At 46.3% G+C, this 17,641-nt stretch carries 17 protein-coding genes and 1 tRNA gene; 7 read left to right on the top strand and 11 right to left on the bottom strand.

The window, feature by feature from the left end:
• Positions 1-153: 153 nt before the first annotated feature.
• Entirely contained in the window at positions 154-1,089 is a 936-nt protein-coding gene (locus ACVA6Q_RS15990; RefSeq protein WP_353498062.1) for an SPFH domain-containing protein, read from the top strand.
• On the top strand, positions 1,086-1,538 hold the full coding sequence (locus ACVA6Q_RS15985) for an NfeD family protein (protein WP_418641677.1): 453 nt from the start codon (positions 1,086-1,088) through the stop codon (positions 1,536-1,538). The genes ACVA6Q_RS15990 and ACVA6Q_RS15985 overlap by 4 nt, the downstream gene beginning before the upstream one ends.
• Before the next feature lie 50 nt (positions 1,539-1,588).
• Here the strand turns inward: ACVA6Q_RS15985 and ACVA6Q_RS15980 are convergent, their stop codons facing one another.
• The 10 genes from ACVA6Q_RS15980 to ACVA6Q_RS15935 all read right to left on the bottom strand — a co-directional run bounded on the left by ACVA6Q_RS15980 (position 1,589) and on the right by ACVA6Q_RS15935 (position 11,825).
• On the bottom strand, positions 1,589-2,782 hold the full coding sequence (locus ACVA6Q_RS15980) for a DEAD/DEAH box helicase (RefSeq protein WP_418641678.1): 1,194 nt from the start codon (positions 2,780-2,782) through the stop codon (positions 1,589-1,591).
• A gap of 75 nt (positions 2,783-2,857) precedes the next feature.
• A complete protein-coding gene (locus ACVA6Q_RS15975; protein WP_353498059.1) occupies positions 2,858-3,862 on the bottom strand; it encodes a substrate-binding domain-containing protein in 1,005 nt (334 codons plus the stop codon).
• Between the two features lie 117 nt (positions 3,863-3,979).
• Positions 3,980-4,621 (bottom strand): bifunctional 4-hydroxy-2-oxoglutarate aldolase/2-dehydro-3-deoxy-phosphogluconate aldolase, encoded by a 642-nt coding sequence (locus ACVA6Q_RS15970; protein WP_446648160.1) that lies wholly within the window; start codon positions 4,619-4,621, stop codon positions 3,980-3,982.
• Between the two features lie 42 nt (positions 4,622-4,663).
• Positions 4,664-6,463 (bottom strand): phosphogluconate dehydratase, encoded by a 1,800-nt coding sequence (gene edd / locus ACVA6Q_RS15965; protein WP_446648159.1) that lies wholly within the window; start codon positions 6,461-6,463, stop codon positions 4,664-4,666.
• A 70-nt stretch (positions 6,464-6,533) separates the two neighbouring features.
• Positions 6,534-7,022, bottom strand: coding sequence for a gluconokinase (locus ACVA6Q_RS15960; protein WP_446648158.1), 489 nt, complete (start codon positions 7,020-7,022; stop codon positions 6,534-6,536).
• 19 nt (positions 7,023-7,041) lie between these two features.
• Complete coding sequence (locus ACVA6Q_RS15955) at positions 7,042-8,364, bottom strand: TRAP transporter large permease (protein WP_446648157.1); 1,323 nt, start codon at positions 8,362-8,364, stop codon at positions 7,042-7,044.
• On the bottom strand, positions 8,357-8,914 hold the full coding sequence (locus ACVA6Q_RS15950) for a TRAP transporter small permease subunit (RefSeq protein ID WP_112461259.1): 558 nt from the start codon (positions 8,912-8,914) through the stop codon (positions 8,357-8,359). The genes ACVA6Q_RS15955 and ACVA6Q_RS15950 overlap by 8 nt, the downstream gene beginning before the upstream one ends.
• 58 nt (positions 8,915-8,972) lie before the next feature.
• A complete protein-coding gene (gene dctP / locus ACVA6Q_RS15945) occupies positions 8,973-9,980 on the bottom strand; it encodes a TRAP transporter substrate-binding protein DctP (RefSeq protein ID WP_446648156.1) in 1,008 nt (335 codons plus the stop codon).
• 299 nt (positions 9,981-10,279) lie between these two features.
• A complete protein-coding gene (locus ACVA6Q_RS15940) occupies positions 10,280-11,209 on the bottom strand; it encodes a hypothetical protein (protein WP_446648155.1) in 930 nt (309 codons plus the stop codon).
• A complete protein-coding gene (locus ACVA6Q_RS15935; RefSeq protein WP_446648154.1) occupies positions 11,199-11,825 on the bottom strand; it encodes a DUF1007 family protein in 627 nt (208 codons plus the stop codon). The genes ACVA6Q_RS15940 and ACVA6Q_RS15935 overlap by 11 nt, the downstream gene beginning before the upstream one ends.
• A gap of 358 nt (positions 11,826-12,183) precedes the next feature.
• On the opposite strand from ACVA6Q_RS15935, the gene ACVA6Q_RS15930 reads away from it, so the two are divergent.
• The 4 genes from ACVA6Q_RS15930 (at position 12,184) to ACVA6Q_RS15915 (ending at position 16,108) form a co-directional block, all read left to right on the top strand.
• Positions 12,184-13,362, top strand: a complete 1,179-nt coding sequence (locus ACVA6Q_RS15930; RefSeq protein ID WP_446648153.1) for a helix-turn-helix transcriptional regulator — start codon at positions 12,184-12,186, stop codon at positions 13,360-13,362.
• Positions 13,363-13,457: 95 nt separating this feature from the next.
• Complete coding sequence (locus ACVA6Q_RS15925) at positions 13,458-14,504, top strand: hypothetical protein (protein ID WP_446648152.1); 1,047 nt, start codon at positions 13,458-13,460, stop codon at positions 14,502-14,504.
• A 290-nt stretch (positions 14,505-14,794) separates the two neighbouring features.
• Positions 14,795-15,358, top strand: coding sequence for an outer membrane protein (locus ACVA6Q_RS15920; RefSeq protein ID WP_446648151.1), 564 nt, complete (start codon positions 14,795-14,797; stop codon positions 15,356-15,358).
• A gap of 33 nt (positions 15,359-15,391) precedes the next feature.
• A complete protein-coding gene (locus ACVA6Q_RS15915; protein ID WP_446648150.1) occupies positions 15,392-16,108 on the top strand; it encodes a hypothetical protein in 717 nt (238 codons plus the stop codon).
• 328 nt (positions 16,109-16,436) lie between these two features.
• Here the strand turns inward: ACVA6Q_RS15915 and ACVA6Q_RS15910 are convergent.
• Positions 16,437-16,513, bottom strand: a tRNA-Arg gene (locus ACVA6Q_RS15910).
• Positions 16,514-16,718: 205 nt separating this feature from the next.
• On the opposite strand from ACVA6Q_RS15910, the gene folD reads away from it, so the two are divergent.
• Complete coding sequence (gene folD, locus ACVA6Q_RS15905; RefSeq protein WP_042501001.1) at positions 16,719-17,582, top strand: bifunctional methylenetetrahydrofolate dehydrogenase/methenyltetrahydrofolate cyclohydrolase FolD; 864 nt, start codon at positions 16,719-16,721, stop codon at positions 17,580-17,582.
• Positions 17,583-17,641 lie beyond the last annotated feature (59 nt).

Here is a 17,641-nt window from a genome sequence, read left to right as displayed (position 1 = left end):
TATTGGTATGAGCAACACTTGTTAACCTGCCGTATAAACTACTGATACAACTAATAATTACCCATCGCAAAAATACACTTCATTACACATAAATGTCTCAACTAAACTGTATACTATTGAGAATATGTACATTTTTAATACAGGGAAATTGTCATGGCTATTGATGCAATGATCACTATTGGCGGGTTTATTCTCGTTGCTGTTGTCTTTATCGTCGCAGGGGTAAAAACCGTTCCACAAGGCAACAACTGGACAGTGGAGCGATTTGGACGCTACACCCACTCACTCAAACCGGGTCTTAACCTCATCATTCCTTTTATCGATAGTGTCGGTAACAAAGTAAACATGATGGAGCGCGTTCTAGATATCCCACCACAAGAAGTGATTTCACGCGACAACGCCAACGTCGTTATTGATGCCGTTTGTTTTGTGCAAGTGGTCGATGCAGCGAAAGCCGCCTATGAAGTTAACGACCTTGAACACGCGATTCGCAACCTAACACTGACTAACATGCGTACCGTACTTGGCTCTATGGAACTGGATGAAATGCTCAGCCAACGTGACTCCATCAATACCAAACTGCTTTCTATCGTTGATGAGGCCACCAACCCTTGGGGCGTGAAAGTCACTCGTATTGAAATCCGAGACGTGCAACCACCCGCAGACCTAACCGCAGCGATGAACGCGCAGATGAAGGCCGAGCGTAATAAACGTGCGGAGATTCTAGAGGCAGAAGGTGTCCGTCAAGCAGAGATCCTGCGAGCAGAGGGTCATAAACAATCCGACATTCTTAAAGCAGAGGGTGAAAAGCAAGCTGCTATACTTCAAGCAGAAGCACGTGAGCGTGCCGCCGAAGCAGAGGCGAAAGCAACCGAAATGGTATCAACCGCGATTGCCCAAGGTGATATGCAGGCCGTGAACTACTTTATCGCTCAAGGATATACCGATGCTCTGAAATCTATCGGTCAGGCTGAAAACGGTAAGATCATCATGCTACCGCTTGAAGCGACCGGCCTAATGGGCTCTGTTGCCGGTATTGCGGAAATGTTCAACCAATCGAAAGCAAGTAGCAATGAGGACAAAGCGTGATTGAATTACTCAGCCAAGTTAACTACTGGCACTGGTTAGCTCTAGGTTTACTGCTACTTTGTGGCGAGCTGCTTGGCACGGCTGGGTATATGTTGTGGCTTGGCATCTCAGCGATGCTGGTTGGCATTGTATTGGCGTTTGTGCCTATCAGCTGGCAGCTTCAATGGGTGAGCTTTGGCGTGTTCTCCCTCGCCCTTACCTGGCTTTGGTGGCGCAAACAACATAAGGTCGATAAACACTCCGATCAGCAACGTGACCTTAACCAAAAAGACAAGCAATTGCTGGGGCAAACGACCGTACTCGAAGAAGACATCAATCGAGGTAAATGTCGTATCAAATTAGGTGACACCTCTTGGTCTGCCTACAGTGACAAAGCCTTGCCTTCGGGCACGTTAGTCAAAGTCATCGATGTGGATGGCATTACGCTATTGATTGAAAGAGTTGATTGAAAGAGCCGAATAAAAAATGCCCCTGACTCAAATCAGGGGCATTTTTCTCATCAATCTTTTGCTTCGCGTTTGTGCTTTGGCACATAGTTCAGAATCGAGACGGGCACCGGTTTTTTTGGTGCAAAACCTTCAATTTCTACTCGGTCAAGCAAATGGCCTAAACGGCTCTCAATCATACAAAGGTTCTTGAAATTGTCTTTAGAGACCAGCGATATCGCCTCACCCACGGCTTCAGCGCGACCTGTACGGCCAATACGATGCACATACTCATCAGCAGGGTATGGTAAGTCATAGTTGATCACCACAGGTAGGTTTTCAATATCAATACCACGCGCGGCAACACCCGTTGCGACTAGGTACTGGATTTCACCAGCCTTGAACGACTCAATTAATTGCTGACGCACCTTCTGGTTACGACCACTGTGGAATGCTTCGGCGACAATGCCACGCTTTTCAAGCTGGCTCACTAGCTTAGCGGCGCCGTGTTTAGTCTCAATGAAAATCAGCGCTTGTTTCCAGTCATTCGTTTGCAGCATATGACTAAGCAGCGAAGATTTCATATCTTTATCGACCGTGACAATCCACTGCTTGATGTTGCTCTTTGACGCGCTATGCTTGGTAATCGAGATCTCTTCCGGATCGCGGATCGCCGATTTTGCTAACTCTCGAACTGGGTTAGACAGCGTTGCCGAAAACAGTAAGTTTTGCGCATCTTCTGGTACGCGTGCGATGATTTTATTGATCGCCTCAATAAAGCCCATATCGAGCATCTTGTCGGCTTCATCTAACACCAACACTTCGAGCTCATCAAAATGAATCGCGCGCTGACCGTACAAATCAATCAAACGACCAGGGGTGGCAACAACAATATCAACGCCATCAATCAGCGCTTGTTTTTGCGGTGCGTAATCCACACCACCAAACATCGCCATCGACTTTAAAGGTAGGTGCTGCGCGTAGGCTTCAATACTTTGGTTTACCTGCAGCGCCAGTTCACGAGTCGGCGTTAAGATGATCGCGCGAACACGCTTCTTTCGCTGGGTTTCGCTTTGGCTTAGCTTCTCTAGAATAGGCAACACAAAACTCGCCGTTTTACCGGTACCCGTTTGTGCTGCTGCAATCAGGTTTTCACCTTTTAGGACAATCGGAATTGCTTTAGTTTGAATCGTGGTTGGCTTTTGATAGCCAAGCGACGCTACCGCATCAAGTATAGGTTGGCTTAAGCCAAGGTTAGAAAAAGACATCACGAGTTCTCTTTATCAAGATGAAGACCCGCGCATTCTATAGAGCTTAAGATTGATGCACAATGTTATTGAAGGTTAAATGCTCTCACCCGCTTCAATATCAAAGTCTAATTCTATGACTCTCTGGAACTCCACTTGAGGGTTATCGATTCGATCTAACAGCGCAGCCGCCGCGATTCGTCCCATCTCTTCACGAGGAGTCACCACTGAGGCTAAACGCGGCGATACCGCTTGAGAGACATTTAGCCCATGGAAGCCGGCGACAGCAATCTGCTCGGGTACCTTAATACCCATTCGCTGACATTCAAACATCGCTCCGACTGCCAAGTCGTCATTGGTACAAATTACCGCGTCGATATTTGGATACGTCTCTAGCGCACGATGCAAGAACTCTGCACCACCAGTAAACGAAGAGTTAACCGCATCCGCCACCGGTAAAAATGGCAAACCGGCTTTTTCAACGGCTTGACGATAGCCATCAATACGTAGACGAGTACGTGTATCACCACCAGCGCCTAGATAAACGATATTCTTACGCCCATTAGAGATGAGTCGCTCAGTCATCACTCGGCTGGCTTTCTGGTTATCAAACCCAACCGCTTGGTGAATAGGCGGTGTCACAGAATCCATCACTTCGATAGTAGGAATGTTGTTTGCCAGCAGGATCTTTTTAGCTCGTTCAGTATGATAGCTTTCCGATAAAATAATCCCGTCCACATTGTAAGATAACAAGGTTTCTATACGCGCTTGCTCTTGCTCAGGACTATAGCCGTAGTGAGCCAACATCGACTGATAGCCTCGAGGCTCAGTCACACTCTCAATTCCGCGGATCATCTCATCAAATACTTGGTTCGTCAGAGATGGCACCAAAATACCAATAGCTCGACTTTTGGCACGAGACAGTAAATCGGGCGCACGGTTTTGAACATAGCCCAGCTCATCCACTGCAATGGCTATCTTCTTTCCTATCTCTTGGGAAACCTGTTTAGAATCTCGCAAGTAACGGCTAACCGTCATTTTAGTCACACCGACCTGATCGGCAATATCTTGAAGTGTAGGGCGTTTTTTTGTGTTGGACATGTCTACCTCGGCTAATTAACCAAGTTTACCAAATCAACAAAGGGTCGCAATCGCAACCCTTTTTCTAGATGAATGTTTAATCATCAATGTGATAATAATGTTCTACTGATCACACTCTTAACGAGTTGCCGCGGCTACCGCAGCTCGGGTTAGGTCTGTAATTGTGCTCCAGTCTCCAGCGGCAATTGCGGCCTCAGGAATCATCCAGGTACCTCCTACTGTCGCGACGCAAGAAACCTCTTGATACTGCTTTAAGTTAGATAAGCTCACGCCACCTGTTGGACAGAACTTAACTTGAGGTAAAGGAGCAGCAATGGATTTCAACACAGCGGCACCACCACTAGCTTCTGCTGGGAAAAACTTAAGATGGTCGTACCCTAGCTCAAGTGCTTGCATCACTTCTGACGGTGTGATTGCACCAGGAATCAGAGGAGCGCTGCCTTTTGCAGCATGTTTCAATAAAGAAGGTGTTGCTCCCGGTGAAATCACAAACTTGGCGCCTGAGGCCACGGCTGCATCGTATTGCTGAGCATTGATGACCGTTCCCGCTCCAACCAAAGAGTCAGGCATTGCTTCACTGATCGCTTTAATTGCATCAAGCGCACATTCGGTTCGCAGGGTGATTTCAAACACATCAATGCCTCCTGCTTTCAGCGCCCTTGCTAAAGGAACCGCATCTTCTAGGCGCTTGATGACCATCACTGGCACGATAGGAGAGCGACTAAACACGTCGCTTGCAGAAATAGTCCAAGTATTCATTGGCTGTCCTTTCATTACGTTGTTTTCATTGCGTTTTTTTCATTACAAATACAGAATTGACGCACCTTGTTCGGCGCTCGAGACATGTTGTCTAAACAAATGAAACAGCTCACGCCCACTGCCTAATTGGGCATGGTTTGTACTGCTAAGCGTCGCCTCACGATGCTCAAACGATTGTTGGCAGTTAAGCAATCCCGCTTGTGCGTTTACCTCAATGACATCACCGTCTTCAATTTGCGCCAATGGGCCGCCTCGCGTCGCTTCTGGAGTAACATGAATAACCGCTGGTACTTTGCCGGAAGCACCCGACAACCTTCCATCCGTGACCAAGGCGACTTTATGACCAGCTTTCATCACATTGCCCAAAATTGGCATTAGCTTGTGCAGCTCAGGCATACCGTTTGACGCTGGGCCGTTATGCCTTAGCACCACAATCACATCATGGGTAAACTCCCCATTGAGATAAGCACTTTCTACATCGTGTTGAGAATCGAATACTCTGGCAGGAGCAGTGATGGTCTGGTCATTCGGCGCAACGGCACTGACCTTCATGACGCCGCGACCCAAATTGCCATCGAGTAACTTAATACCCCCATGAGGGTTGAATACCTTTCCTGGACGAGCAATGACTTCAGCATCCAAACTATCTGGAGCAGCTTTGTAGACCAATGCCCCTCCGCTCTCTAGCGTTGGATAGCACATATAGTCATTCATAGTGCCAAATACGGGTGTCGCATCGAGATAAAACAGCCCTCTTTCGGCAAGCGTTTTTATCAGCGTCGGCACGCCACCTGCGTTTTGAAAATCGTTAATGTCTGCTGGTCCATTTGGATACATCTGTGCCAGCAAAGGAACAACGCTAGACAGTGCATCAATGTCATCCCAAGTAATTACCCAGCCCGCAGCTCTCGCGATAGCAACCAGATGAATCGTGTGATTGGTGCTGCCACCAGAAGCAAGTAAAGCGACTAGCCCATTCACCACTGACTTCTCATCGACGATTTCGGCAAGCGGGCGATAGCGTTTAGAGCTCGCAGTCTGCGCGCTAATTTCACGGGTGATTTGCTGTGTTAACGCCTCACGAAGCGCAGAGTTAGGCGCCACAAAAGAACAGCCCGGCAACATCAGTCCCATAGCTTCAAACACCAATTGATTGGTGTTCGCCGTACCATAGAAGGTGCAGGTGCCCGGAGAATGATATGAGCGACACTCAACATCAAGCAGTTCTTTATCCCCTGCTTCACCGGCTGCGTATTTCTGTCTGACTTCTACTTTCTTCTTATTGCTGATACCAGTGCCCATTGGCCCTGATGGCACAAAAGCAGTAGGCAGATGCCCAAAGGCTAAAGCGCCCATTAGCTGCCCTGGTGCAATTTTGTCACACACACCGAGCAGAAGCGTGGCATCGAAGGTATTGTGACTTAGAGACATGGCGGTCGCTTGCGCGATAAGGTCACGAGAAAACAGCGATAAGTCCATCCCATCTTGACCTTGAGTCACACCATCACACATCGCAGGAACACCACCTGCCACCTGCGCACTGTGCCCTAAATCGCTGGCGGCCTTTTGAATTATCTCAGGATAATTTCGGTATGGTTGATGGGCACTCAACATATCGTTGTACGCCGTCACAATCCCTATGTTGGCTTTAGTGAAATCCAAAATGGTCGATTTTTGACTGCTCGGGCAGGCGGCTACAGTATGCGCCAAATTACCACACGACAGAGAGGCGCGAACCGTACCTCTGTCTGCTTGCGCCTGGATAGTTGCTAGATATTCGCGGCGCGTTTTCACGCTTCGCTTTTTAATGTTATCGGTAACATTTAAGATCGCATCTTTCATGTTCCGTATCCTTACTTAGATGAAGTGACTTAAGTGAATGTGATTGGTCAATCTAGGGTCACTTGGCGCATTACGCGCCAAGTTGAGTGCAGACATCTCGCACGATTTGTGTTGGTGAGTTAGCTATGTCCATGTAGATGGCTTCGTTGCGAGAAGGTTCGACAAGAGCATCAAATTGACTTTGCAACATTTCTGGCCCTTTGAAGTAGTGCCCTTCTCGCCTGGACATTCGATCCCAAATGGTCTTAAAGTCAGCATGCAGATAGACAAACTTTAAGTCAGCAGCATTGTGCCTGAGCATCTCTCGGTATGCTGGCTTTAACGCCGAGCAAGCGATGACCAAGCTATCTTTCTGCTGGATAAGCTCATTTAAAGTTAGCAACCAAGACTGACGATCATCGTCGGTTAAAGGTATACCTTGAGCCATCTTATCGACGTTCGCCTTAGGGTGAAAATCATCACCATCGAAAAACTCAATATCTAAACTTTGAGCCAGTAGCTCTCCGATTGTGGACTTACCACAACCAGAGACACCCATTACGATTATTTTCTTATGCATATCAATCACTCCCAACGACTTATTTCCACCACAGAGCAAGCTCTGGGAACACAATAACAAGAGCAAGTACGATAATTTGCAAACCGATGAACGGCAGCAACGATGTGAAGATTTCGCCAAGGCTGATATCTTTTGGTGCTACGGATTTAAGATAGAAAGCCGCAGGACCAAATGGTGGTGACAAGAATGACACCTGCATGTTTAGACAGAACACCACACCAAACCAGACGGGATCCATACCAAGGCCAGTGATAATCGGTACGAAGATTGGCATTGTTAGCAGTGCAACACCGGTCCAATCCAAGAACATACCGAGAACCAGCAAAATCACCATCATGATGAGTAGCGTAATCATTGGGCGACCACCACTTAGAGACAGAATCATGTCTTCAACAAAGTCGATACCACCCATAAGGTTGTATACGCCGACCAATGCTGACGCACCGATACCGATCCACATGATCATGCCGCAGGTGCGCATAGTCGCTTTCGCCGAGTCTTTGAGCATGGCAAAGTTGAGTTCGCCACGAATCGCAGTACTTATAATGATACCGACAACGCCCAGCGCTGATGCTTCAGTTACCGATGCCACACCGGTGTAAATACTGCCAAGCACGACAGCAACAGATAACAATGGGAAGAACAGCGCCTTGAAGTAACTTGGGTTGTTCTCACTGTCTGCTTTAAGCTCCTCTTCAGACGGCAATGGCGCCAGCGAAGGATTTAAATAGCAGCGAATCAATACGTATGTGACATAACATGCCGCAAGAATAAATGCAGGAAGGAAAGCCGCTTTAAACAAATCGCCAACCGACACTGAAGCCGTAAGACCATAGATGATCAAAACAATACTAGGTGGAAGCATGGTACCTAGCGCGCCGCCGGCACACGTGGTACCAATAGCTAGCTTACGGTCATAGCCCAAGCGCAACATTTGAGGCAGTGCCAAAATACCAAGCAGAACCGTTTCGCCACCAATAACGCCTGACATAGAAGCAAGGATGACGGCTACAACCAAGGTTTGCACCGCAACACCGCCACGTAGGCGCTTTGCAAATGCCTTCATCGCATCAAATAAATCGCGAGCAATACCAGAGCGATCTAAAAGCGCGGCCATTAACACAAACATAGGCACGGCTAAGAACACGTAACCATTAACGAAACTAAAGATACGACTTGTCACAAGCGGCAAGGCATCAACACCGAACCAGCCAAGGGTAAATAACAGCGCAACCAAACCCGTCACAAACGCTAGCTGCATGCCTGTTACAAGAAGACCAATCATCATCAGCAGCATCAACAAGCTGCCCCAACCGATGCCAATGGCGGATAAATCAAACATCCTTCAGCTCCTTAATTGCTTTTAGTTCTTGAGCTAGGTGCAACACAAACTGGATGAACATCACGATGACCGTGACAAAAATAATGCCTTTTAGCAGTGCTGGATAAGCAGGGTTCCATGCGGTACCCGACGTTTCTAGCTGCAGTTCGCCCCAAGGGTTAAACCAAGAGTTCATGACCATGGAGTAACCGGCATAGATAAGTAGCCCACTAAAAAGCAAACCACATAAGTGATGGAAAACATTGAGGTAGTGACGAGTTCGCTGAGAAACCATGTCATAAAGAATTACGACTCGTACATGCTTATCAATAGCCAGCGCATAGGCGCCACCAATCACAAACAAAGACCCACCGAGGAACGAAGCTGTTTCATGAACCCATACCGTTGGAGCGTTAAACACGTAACGCATTAGGACTTCATAAAAGGAAATTGCGACTGTAAAAATGAAAAGTAGGCTCAGTGCATTACCGGTAACATACAACCCTTTATCAAAAATATTTTTCGGTTGATCTTCAGCGGCCTGCGGAGCGGGAGAATTAGTATTACTCATAACGACATTCCAAGGAAATACGAGACAAGGGAGGCAATGCCTCCCTTATAGGTTTGGCTTAAAGTAGCCCCGACTCTTCTAAGTGATTAGTAATTGAGTCATACACTTTCTTGGCAGTTGGTGAACGCTCAGCAAAGATCTTCCATTGACCACGAGCAATCTCACGGAATTTCTTACGCTCTTCTTGAGACCAGTTGTGAATCGTAATATCTGGATTATCGTGCGCTGCTTTCACCGCTTTTTGGTCAGCGATAGCAAGCTGAGTCGTGATGTCTTGCGCGAAATCACGTACCGAAACCTTGATGATTTTTTGAATATCCGCTGGCAGCTTGTCCCACTTTTTCTTGCTCATTGAGATATCAATCAGCGGTAATGAGTGGAAACCTGGTTGAACTGGGTGAGGCGCGATATCGTTCATGCCCGCTTGCTGGTTGGTTGAGAACACGGTGTAGTCTGCAGCATCGATAACGCCTTTACTCAAACCGGTAAAGACTTCAGAGCCTGGTAGGTTAACTGGAGACGCGCCAGCTGCTGCAAATACTTGCTGCACTAGACCTTCTGGAGCTCGAAGCTTAAGACCTTTTAGGTCATCGACGCCGTTTACTGGCACCTTAGATACAAATGACTCAACACCTGTCGATGAAGCACCGATAAACTGGACGTTATAAGGGGCGTACAGCGCTTCCATCAGTTCGTTACCACCACCGTAGTTCATGTACGTCAATAGTTGGTCTGTGCTCGACCATGCGCCAACGGTGTTACCAATCAGACCAAACGCTGGATCTTTACCAGAGAAAAAGCCTGTTGCCGTTACATGGCCATCCAACACACCCATACGCATCGCATCTAGCGTTTCGGTGTGCTTAACCACAGAGCCATTTGGTAGCAGGTGGATTTCTACGCGGCCATCTGTCATTTGCTCAACACGCTCAGCCCACTGCTCTTGGATCTTGTAGTTCAGATCGCCCGATGGGTCAGAAGATTGAAACTTAAACGTGAAGTCCGCGGCCAATGCAGATGTCGATACGAGTGTTGCGATTGCAGCGGTAAGAAGTGTTTTTTTCATAGGTACTATCTCTCTATTGGAGTTTATTCGGCGTTTCATGTTACCGGGAACATTGAGAATGTTACGGGTAACCTAATGGGAATTCTGAGAGATAGATCACTAATGATATTAAGCTCGGTAATTTTGTGCTCGGCATCTCGTTTTATCATTTGCGGATGGCCGTTTCCGTGACCCAGCGCACCCGACTTTTATGTAACAAACACCTTTGAGTTGTTACAAACCTAAACAAGATAAATAGAACAAAAGCCATTGATTAAGTGTGCCAATAGAGGAAGCCTAAAGACGCTTTCCCAGCTTAATTAAAGAATCGGAGATACTTGAATGTGTCCAGTTGACCAAAGTAGCCAACCCACCAATAGATAAAATGCTGCCAAGACCGTTTGCTTACCCACTCGTAGCCCTAGACGGCTTCTTGTCGTCATTGACTCCCCTACCTTCATGTGCTGATAGGAGTAATCCAGCACTCGGCGACTGACAAACACAACCCCTGTCAGTGCCAAGAAGCTGCCAATAAAACTGCATACAACCAAGGCAGCAGCTAAGCGCCAATCAAACCACAACAGAGTAAACAGAGCGATAAGTGACGTGCTAGTACAAGGCCTAAGGCCATACATAAATAGCCCTATTCGTGATGGAGACGACTCACTTTCTGGAGCCCCGTCACCTTTGCTGGTCGTGAACTGGTGCTTCATTAAAGTCATCAATAGCAGCAATAGTACGTAACTACCAAACAGTATCATCAACAAACCGACCCACTGATTAATTGACGACACGTAGCCTAGCGACTGGCGATAGCCCAGAGAAAAAATATGATTTGCCACCATCACTACACCAACGGTCATCGCGCCTTGCATCACATTTAGCAGCAAGCAATTAGCGACAATTTTTGCTTTGCTATATGACTTTGCCGATACCAGAAAAACCACGGCACTTTTGCCATGTCCTGGCCCTAAAGAATGCACAAACCCATAAACTAGAGTAAACAAGCAAGTGAGTGCTACAGCCTGTTTATCACCGGTATCAATAAGATCAAAATAGTCAGATAAACCGGCAAGCAAGCTTCTTTGTACTGTCACGAAATAATGACGGATGACATTGATATCTTTGATAACGCTGATTATTGCTAATGCCGTCAGAGCAAACAACGCTAGAACTGCCCAACGTTTAATTGCCCCCTGCATAGTTACCCAACGCATAGTTACCCAGCGAAACGCTTTACTAGCTGCCACAGGAGAGACTCACTTTTTGGCTAAAGTGACTACCGAGATCATCATCACCGACATCGTCCACACCCAATGACATCGCATAATCCACAATATCTTGTGACGGTGTTGGGGTTATTAGGTCAAAGCGACATTCCGAACTCAACGCCGCGTCTAGAGTAATGGTTGAGTGATTTTTCCAGGAAATGTCAATATAGTAAGTATTATCAAAAACTTGGATATCCAAGCCTTCTTTATTCAGATCCACAAGCCGTGATAGAGGCAAAGTAAAGTTGAGCACCATTCGTCTTCCTTTTCGGCTGAGCGAATAGACTTCAGGTAGGCGAAATTTGAGCGGTGTCCCACCTGCATACAAATACGTAAAGTAATGGGTATTCAATAGATTTCTCATCAGCCTTAGCGCTTCCTGTTGCGCGCTTTTCTGATTGTCAAACACCGAAAAATCGCCATCTAAGGCGTAGGCACTTGAAAATGGATCGAACGTCCAAGTCATGGTAATGCTGTCTACCTGACTCCCCTCCCCATTCACTTTCAATTCGTTACCTATCCATGAATGAGGATGGGCATAAGAATGCACGGGATAGACAACCACGATAAGAAACAACAAGAGACGGTGAGGCATACAAATTTCTCTATCGATATAACTTACAACATCAACTTTGGGCAAGTCACTAGAGGGAACCAAGTGTTACTTTATAACATCTTGTCACCAACGCAAAAACAGAGATTTTGTCAAAAAATGCGAATCGCTAATCCAAAGCGAGAGTGCGCAAGATCACATTTTTTCCAATTATGAAACCATCATCACAACTATAACTGTGAAACCAGTCAGTAAACTAGCACGATACCGAATTTCATACTTAATATAGTAGAACGTAAACACCCCATTAATTGAGATGGTTACCTGCAAGATTCGTGGTTGGGACGTTGAAATAGACGCCTATTTTTTCGGGTGAACCCTAGTAAAAAGACCAATAGCGATGACAGAAACCATTGAAAAGAAATCACTATTTCGTTTTAGTGATTTAATTGACCTACTCTATCAAGCCCCTACCCACCAGCAAGGATTCCAGCCTTTTTTAGAATTGTTAGTGACAGAATTCAACCTAGCCGATGCCGTACTGCACATCCAGAATACCAATAACCTAGCAGTGGAAAGTGCCTGGATTGCTGGACCAAAAACCGATGTCATCATTGAGTACATAGAGAAGAACTTGGGGCAAGGCAACTATATTCACGACTATATTGATGCTGCGCCTCCTAGTCGTTTTTATACTTTACTTGGTGATATTGGCCGCCCAGCAACAGAAAATCTGACGCCCAGCCAAAAACTGGTGGAGCAATGGTTTGATGGTAATCAACTACTGGACGTATCGTCGGCTGTCATTGGCCGCATCCAAAACCAAATTGCGATGATCAGCATTCATAGAGATCTACAAGCAGCAGCCTTTTCACAAGATGACGTGTTAATTCTCAATGAGTTAATTCCACACATTCAAAGAGCGTTCGTCCTCTATCAACAGTTTGCCGGCATTCGAAAAGATTCAGCAAATTTGCAGCAACTCATCGCGCACCTTCCCCATGGTGCACTGCTTTATGACAGTAAAGGCGAGCTTATCTGTGTCAACCAAAAAGCCATTGAGCTTGGTGAGCTACACAGCGATTTAGACGTATCAGATATTCGCTTTTCCATTAAAGACATCTCAGTAAAACAAGACTATATCGCCAACCTGTTTCACGTGTTAAAGCGCGGCGATGACTCAAAACAAGCATGCCGCGTGACTCACTTCACCAACAAACAGTCACCCATCACCATTTTGCTGGTGCCATTTGGTATAGAGCACACTAATCCCTACCAAGAGCAGCCGTTATTCAATGAGTTTGAGGTCGGCGCTATGGTGTATTTGTACGACCGACAACACCCTATACACGTAAACTCCAACTTTCTACAAGCAATATTCGGCCTGACCGAGACCGAAACTGCCGTGTGCGAGCTTATCGCCAAGGGCTACAACAGAAACGAAATTGCCACCATCTTGGAGCGATCTGCACACACAATTAAAGACCACATTAAATCGATATTTGTCAAAACGGGCAGCCATACCCAATCAGACTTAATAGCAACACTCTTGACCAGTCCCGTCTACCCCCCCGTGTAGGGGATAGGTATTTAATCGAGAGTTCTATAACTTAACCGACAACCTTTTGGTTACAAATAAATATCACACTAACAACATTTACAAAGGGATTTGTCATGTCTATTCGTTCGAAAAAAAGCCTTTTGGCTTCGTCGTTAATGACTTTATTTCTAGTTGGCTGTAACTCTAGCTCTGACGACACGTCAGGTGGCGACCCACTTAGCTCTGGTAATAGCGTACAACTCGAACTCACCACACTCACCAGATGCTCAGTGGATGAAGCAGTCGCTCCAACTGAGGCCGACTACAGAGCAGCCGTCGCTGCATGTTCACCGAGTGCAACCCAAAGCACATTTAGCGACGACAGCACCTACTTCCGAGTTAATAGCAAATCGCAAGTTCGCTCTTTTGAAGCTCAAAGTGATGGGACATTTGTGTACCATTATATTGGCGCGGGTGGTGACTCAGGCACGACCACTACTGTCGACGGAGCAACGCGTTTTGACTGGGGTGATAGTGATGATTACTTCCTAATTACAGTACTCGAAGAAGATGCAAAAACCGTATCAGCGCTCATTTACGATTACTACTACAACGACGATACTGGACAATACGAAACCGAGTATTACAGCTCTTTGTTTGGCAAGGACTTTACACCTACGCAATGTACACAACGAGATAACCCTGAGTTTGAAACTAATCTAACGCAAGAGTATGCCGTCACCAAAACGGAACTAGAAACGCTGTTAGACACTGAGTGCCGTGTGACGCTAGGCGGACGATACGCGAAATTCGATGAAGCTCGTCTCATCAAAGCAAATGATGTATATAGCGGTGACGGCGATGGCGACTACGAGCGCTTTGTATTCACAGACACGGATAGCGCCAGCAGACTGGGTTGGTTCGATTTTGAAATTCGCGATAAAGACGACGTTGTAGATATTGCTGGTGAGTGGATGGTCGATGATGAAGGTGTGTTATTGCTTGCTCTTGAGGAAGAAGGGACTGAATACATCCACCAACTCCACATCACAGCAACCGATGGCTTTACAACAATGGTTAAGGTCTTTTCACAATCAGACGCCTACATCAACCAAGGCTTTGCAGCAGACGTGGGCTCACTTAGTTCATTAGTCTTCTACTCACAAGAGCCAGACTTTTAGACTTAAACGGTATTGAATAAGAGTGGTGAGCTTACAGCTTGCCGCTCTTTTTTTGTTTGAGCACTCTACTAAATCATTTGATGGCTATCTAAGTGCAAACGGGTGTACCAAGCCCACAAGAACATGGAGTGCTACGTTTAAAGGCAACAATAAAGTTTATAAATTCATAGTCTTACGTCTCACCCATGTTGATCGAGATCTCATCAGGCACATGAATACACGTATGCCATTTGATGTTATTAACCCCATTGTATAGCATGCTGATTACTTGTTGTTTATAAGGAATAAAAATGAAAAAAATACATGCAGTGGTTGCTCCAATATTACTTGGAGTATGTGGTTTTGCGTCAGCCAGTGGCGTATACATTGGTGCTGATATTGCACTTGGAAACAAGACCGCCCTTGAGACCCAGGGAGACTCCTTAGATGAAACAAACGAAGTGGGCTTAGGTGCGCTCGCTGGTTACAACTTCACTATCACCCCCATGTTCGACCTAGGTGTGGAGGCCGAATATCGTACCATCGGTGAAGCTGATTTTAATGTTGATATTAACAATAAGTTCCAATCAAGCGGCTCGTTCTATGGCGTTAACCTTCGCCCTAAATACACATTAAACACAGGTGCTTTTGCTGCTGCCGTTATAGGTATCGGGCAAATGGAAATGAAGCTCTCGAATAATTCCACCAGTGAAACAAACTCAGGAATGGCCTACCAACTCGGTGTTGAGGGCGGTTATGCCTTTGACTCTGGAATCGACTTGGTGATTGGCTATCGATTTACCGAAGCCTCTGACATTGAAGGAATAGAGTTTGGTGTGAGCGGTATTTATGGCGGTGCTCGTTACAACTTCTAATTCTCCCATTGGTAATTAAGGACGAAGAGTACGATGAAGAAAGAGCTTATTGTTTCGACATTTTGTACAAGCCTCTTACTAGGCTGTGGGCATGAAAGCAGCGAGGTCGAAGATTATTTTCCACCTGACGCGCCAGATCCCGAGCTATTCGTTGGGAACGGCGTCTACCTCAATGAACAAGACTTTGTGGTTATGGTTGTTGACTCTGAGCGAGACGCTCATCCAATAGTGGTTGGCGACTTTGCTTCAAATGGTGTCTTGCTCACCCACACTGGCGAATTTGACAACAAAATAACAAAGACCAAAGGTATCACGCTGGCGAGCGGCGCCGGAGACTACTTAGTCGATAACACTATCGAGTTTACTGGCGAAGTATCCGACAACGGCATGTACATCTACGGCGATGTATACGACCAGATGATTGCCTATTCATTTACGAAAACATCGAACTCGATGAATCTAGCTAGCCTAGTTGGAACACATACTAATCCAACCGATGGAACCACCTGGCGAATTGCTATTGACGGCAGTTTTGAGATTAATGGTACCTGTATTGTTAATGGTACGCTTAAGTACAATCGCTATTACTTTGACGTTTTACAAGCAGAAGCATCCAACTGTGCGGATGATAACTTTAATGGGTCTTACGAAGGAATGATGGCGACCGTCAGCTATCAAAGCAACGTATACCTTAGTGGCATCATCTTCAATGACACAGGAGTGATGTGGTCAACCGCGGTGAAGCAATAACCTTGTCACTACGCCATTAAACACACTCATCTTTGCCGCTATCTTAGTTGCATAGCATTCAGAGTCGCTACGACATCCCCTTGAAAAAGGGGATCTTTTTTTGGCGCGTTGAAAACAAATTCACGTGCCTTAGTCGAAGTCTCTCAATCATTAAAACACTGTAAGAAAGCCTTAATTGCCAGCGAATAACAGCTATTTTGATAATCGAAAGGGGCAAGCACTATCGCTCGTAATGGAATGTCTACTGGGATTGTTCGTGAAGAAATTCACATTTTTCATGGCACAGTCCTCGCTAGATTTGAATCTAGGACTGTGTCGAGGGAAAGAATGGCACGCCCTGTAGGATTCGAACCTACGACCACATCCTTAGAAGGGACGTGCTCTATCCAGCTGAGCTAAGGGCGCGCTATAGGGAAAGGATTATACGAGTTAGGAGAGGTAAATCAATGGCTTTATTACTTTGAACGGTTTAAACGCCCAAAAAAAAGTCAACATATCAGCAAAAGACGAAAAACACACCGATGCAAACGTTTGCGCTGTAGCTTTTGAAATAGTTTTCTGGGACAATGCACACAAAAATAACAGTCAATTAACTTTCTCAAGGAAAATTATGTCTGCTCAAAACATTGATGGGAAACTCATTTCTCAAACTGTACGCTCAGAAGTGGCCGCTCGTGTTAAAGCGAGAACGGACGCAGGACTTCGAGCGCCGGGGTTAGCAGTTGTTTTAGTGGGTGAAGACCCAGCCTCGCAGGTTTATGTGGGTAGCAAACGCCGCGCGTGTGAAGAAGTAGGCTTTGTTTCTAAGTCTTACGACTTACCAGCTAGCGCAACCGAAGAAGAGCTATTGAGCCTAGTTGACGAGCTAAACAATGACCCAGAAGTTGATGGTATCTTGGTACAACTGCCGCTTCCTGCGGGTATCGATACGACTCACGTTCTTGAGCGCATCATCCCAGAAAAAGATGTCGATGGCTTCCACCCGTACAACGTAGGCCGTCTAGCACAGCGCATTCCTAAGCTACGCTCGTGCACGCCAAAAGGCATTATCACTCTCCTTGACCGATACAACATTCAACTTCGTGGTAAGCACGCGGTGATTGTGGGTGCATCTAATATTGTTGGTCGCCCAATGACGCTAGAACTGCTGCTAGCTGGTTGTACAACAACAACCTGTCACCGATTCACTAAAGACTTAGAGAGTCATGTGCGTCAAGCGGACGTAGTGGTAGTCGCGGTTGGTAAACCAAATTTTGTTCCTGGCCACTGGATCAAAAAAGGCGCTGTGGTGGTCGATGTGGGTATCAACCGTCTAGAAAATGGCACCTTGGTTGGTGATGTCGAATACGACGTAGCTAAAGACAACGCCAGTTTCATCACTCCGGTTCCTGGTGGTGTTGGCCCTATGACAGTAGCAAGCCTGATTGAGAACACCATGATTGCCTGTGAGCAGTTCCACACGGCTAAAAAGTAATCCATCAAGTAAGGGAGCTTGCTCCCTTACTATTGCCCCCAGCTTGTTGCACGATATTT

The sequence above is a fragment of the Vibrio sp. DNB22_10_4 genome (genome assembly GCF_052879755.1).
This window is presented reverse-complemented; position numbering and strand designations above follow the sequence as displayed.

Excerpts from the sequence above, each read along its gene's own strand:
- ACVA6Q_RS15990 (WP_353498062.1), top strand. The coding sequence starts at position 154 with ATGGCTATTGATGCAATGATCACTATTGGCGGGTTTATTCTCGTTGCT.
- ACVA6Q_RS15980 (WP_418641678.1), bottom strand. The coding sequence starts at position 2,782 with ATGTCTTTTTCTAACCTTGGCTTAAGCCAACCTATACTTGATGCGGTA.
- ACVA6Q_RS15975 (WP_353498059.1), bottom strand. The coding sequence starts at position 3,862 with ATGTCCAACACAAAAAAACGCCCTACACTTCAAGATATTGCCGATCAG.
- ACVA6Q_RS15970 (WP_446648160.1), bottom strand. The coding sequence starts at position 4,621 with ATGAATACTTGGACTATTTCTGCAAGCGACGTGTTTAGTCGCTCTCCT.
- edd (WP_446648159.1), bottom strand. The coding sequence starts at position 6,463 with ATGAAAGATGCGATCTTAAATGTTACCGATAACATTAAAAAGCGAAGC.
- ACVA6Q_RS15960 (WP_446648158.1), bottom strand. The coding sequence starts at position 7,022 with ATGCATAAGAAAATAATCGTAATGGGTGTCTCTGGTTGTGGTAAGTCC.
- ACVA6Q_RS15955 (WP_446648157.1), bottom strand. The coding sequence starts at position 8,364 with ATGTTTGATTTATCCGCCATTGGCATCGGTTGGGGCAGCTTGTTGATG.
- ACVA6Q_RS15950 (WP_112461259.1), bottom strand. The coding sequence starts at position 8,914 with ATGAGTAATACTAATTCTCCCGCTCCGCAGGCCGCTGAAGATCAACCG.
- dctP (WP_446648156.1), bottom strand. The coding sequence starts at position 9,980 with ATGAAAAAAACACTTCTTACCGCTGCAATCGCAACACTCGTATCGACA.
- ACVA6Q_RS15935 (WP_446648154.1), bottom strand. The coding sequence starts at position 11,825 with ATGCCTCACCGTCTCTTGTTGTTTCTTATCGTGGTTGTCTATCCCGTG.
- ACVA6Q_RS15930 (WP_446648153.1), top strand. The coding sequence starts at position 12,184 with ATGACAGAAACCATTGAAAAGAAATCACTATTTCGTTTTAGTGATTTA.
- ACVA6Q_RS15925 (WP_446648152.1), top strand. The coding sequence starts at position 13,458 with ATGTCTATTCGTTCGAAAAAAAGCCTTTTGGCTTCGTCGTTAATGACT.
- ACVA6Q_RS15920 (WP_446648151.1), top strand. The coding sequence starts at position 14,795 with ATGAAAAAAATACATGCAGTGGTTGCTCCAATATTACTTGGAGTATGT.
- ACVA6Q_RS15915 (WP_446648150.1), top strand. The coding sequence starts at position 15,392 with ATGAAGAAAGAGCTTATTGTTTCGACATTTTGTACAAGCCTCTTACTA.
- folD (WP_042501001.1), top strand. The coding sequence starts at position 16,719 with ATGTCTGCTCAAAACATTGATGGGAAACTCATTTCTCAAACTGTACGC.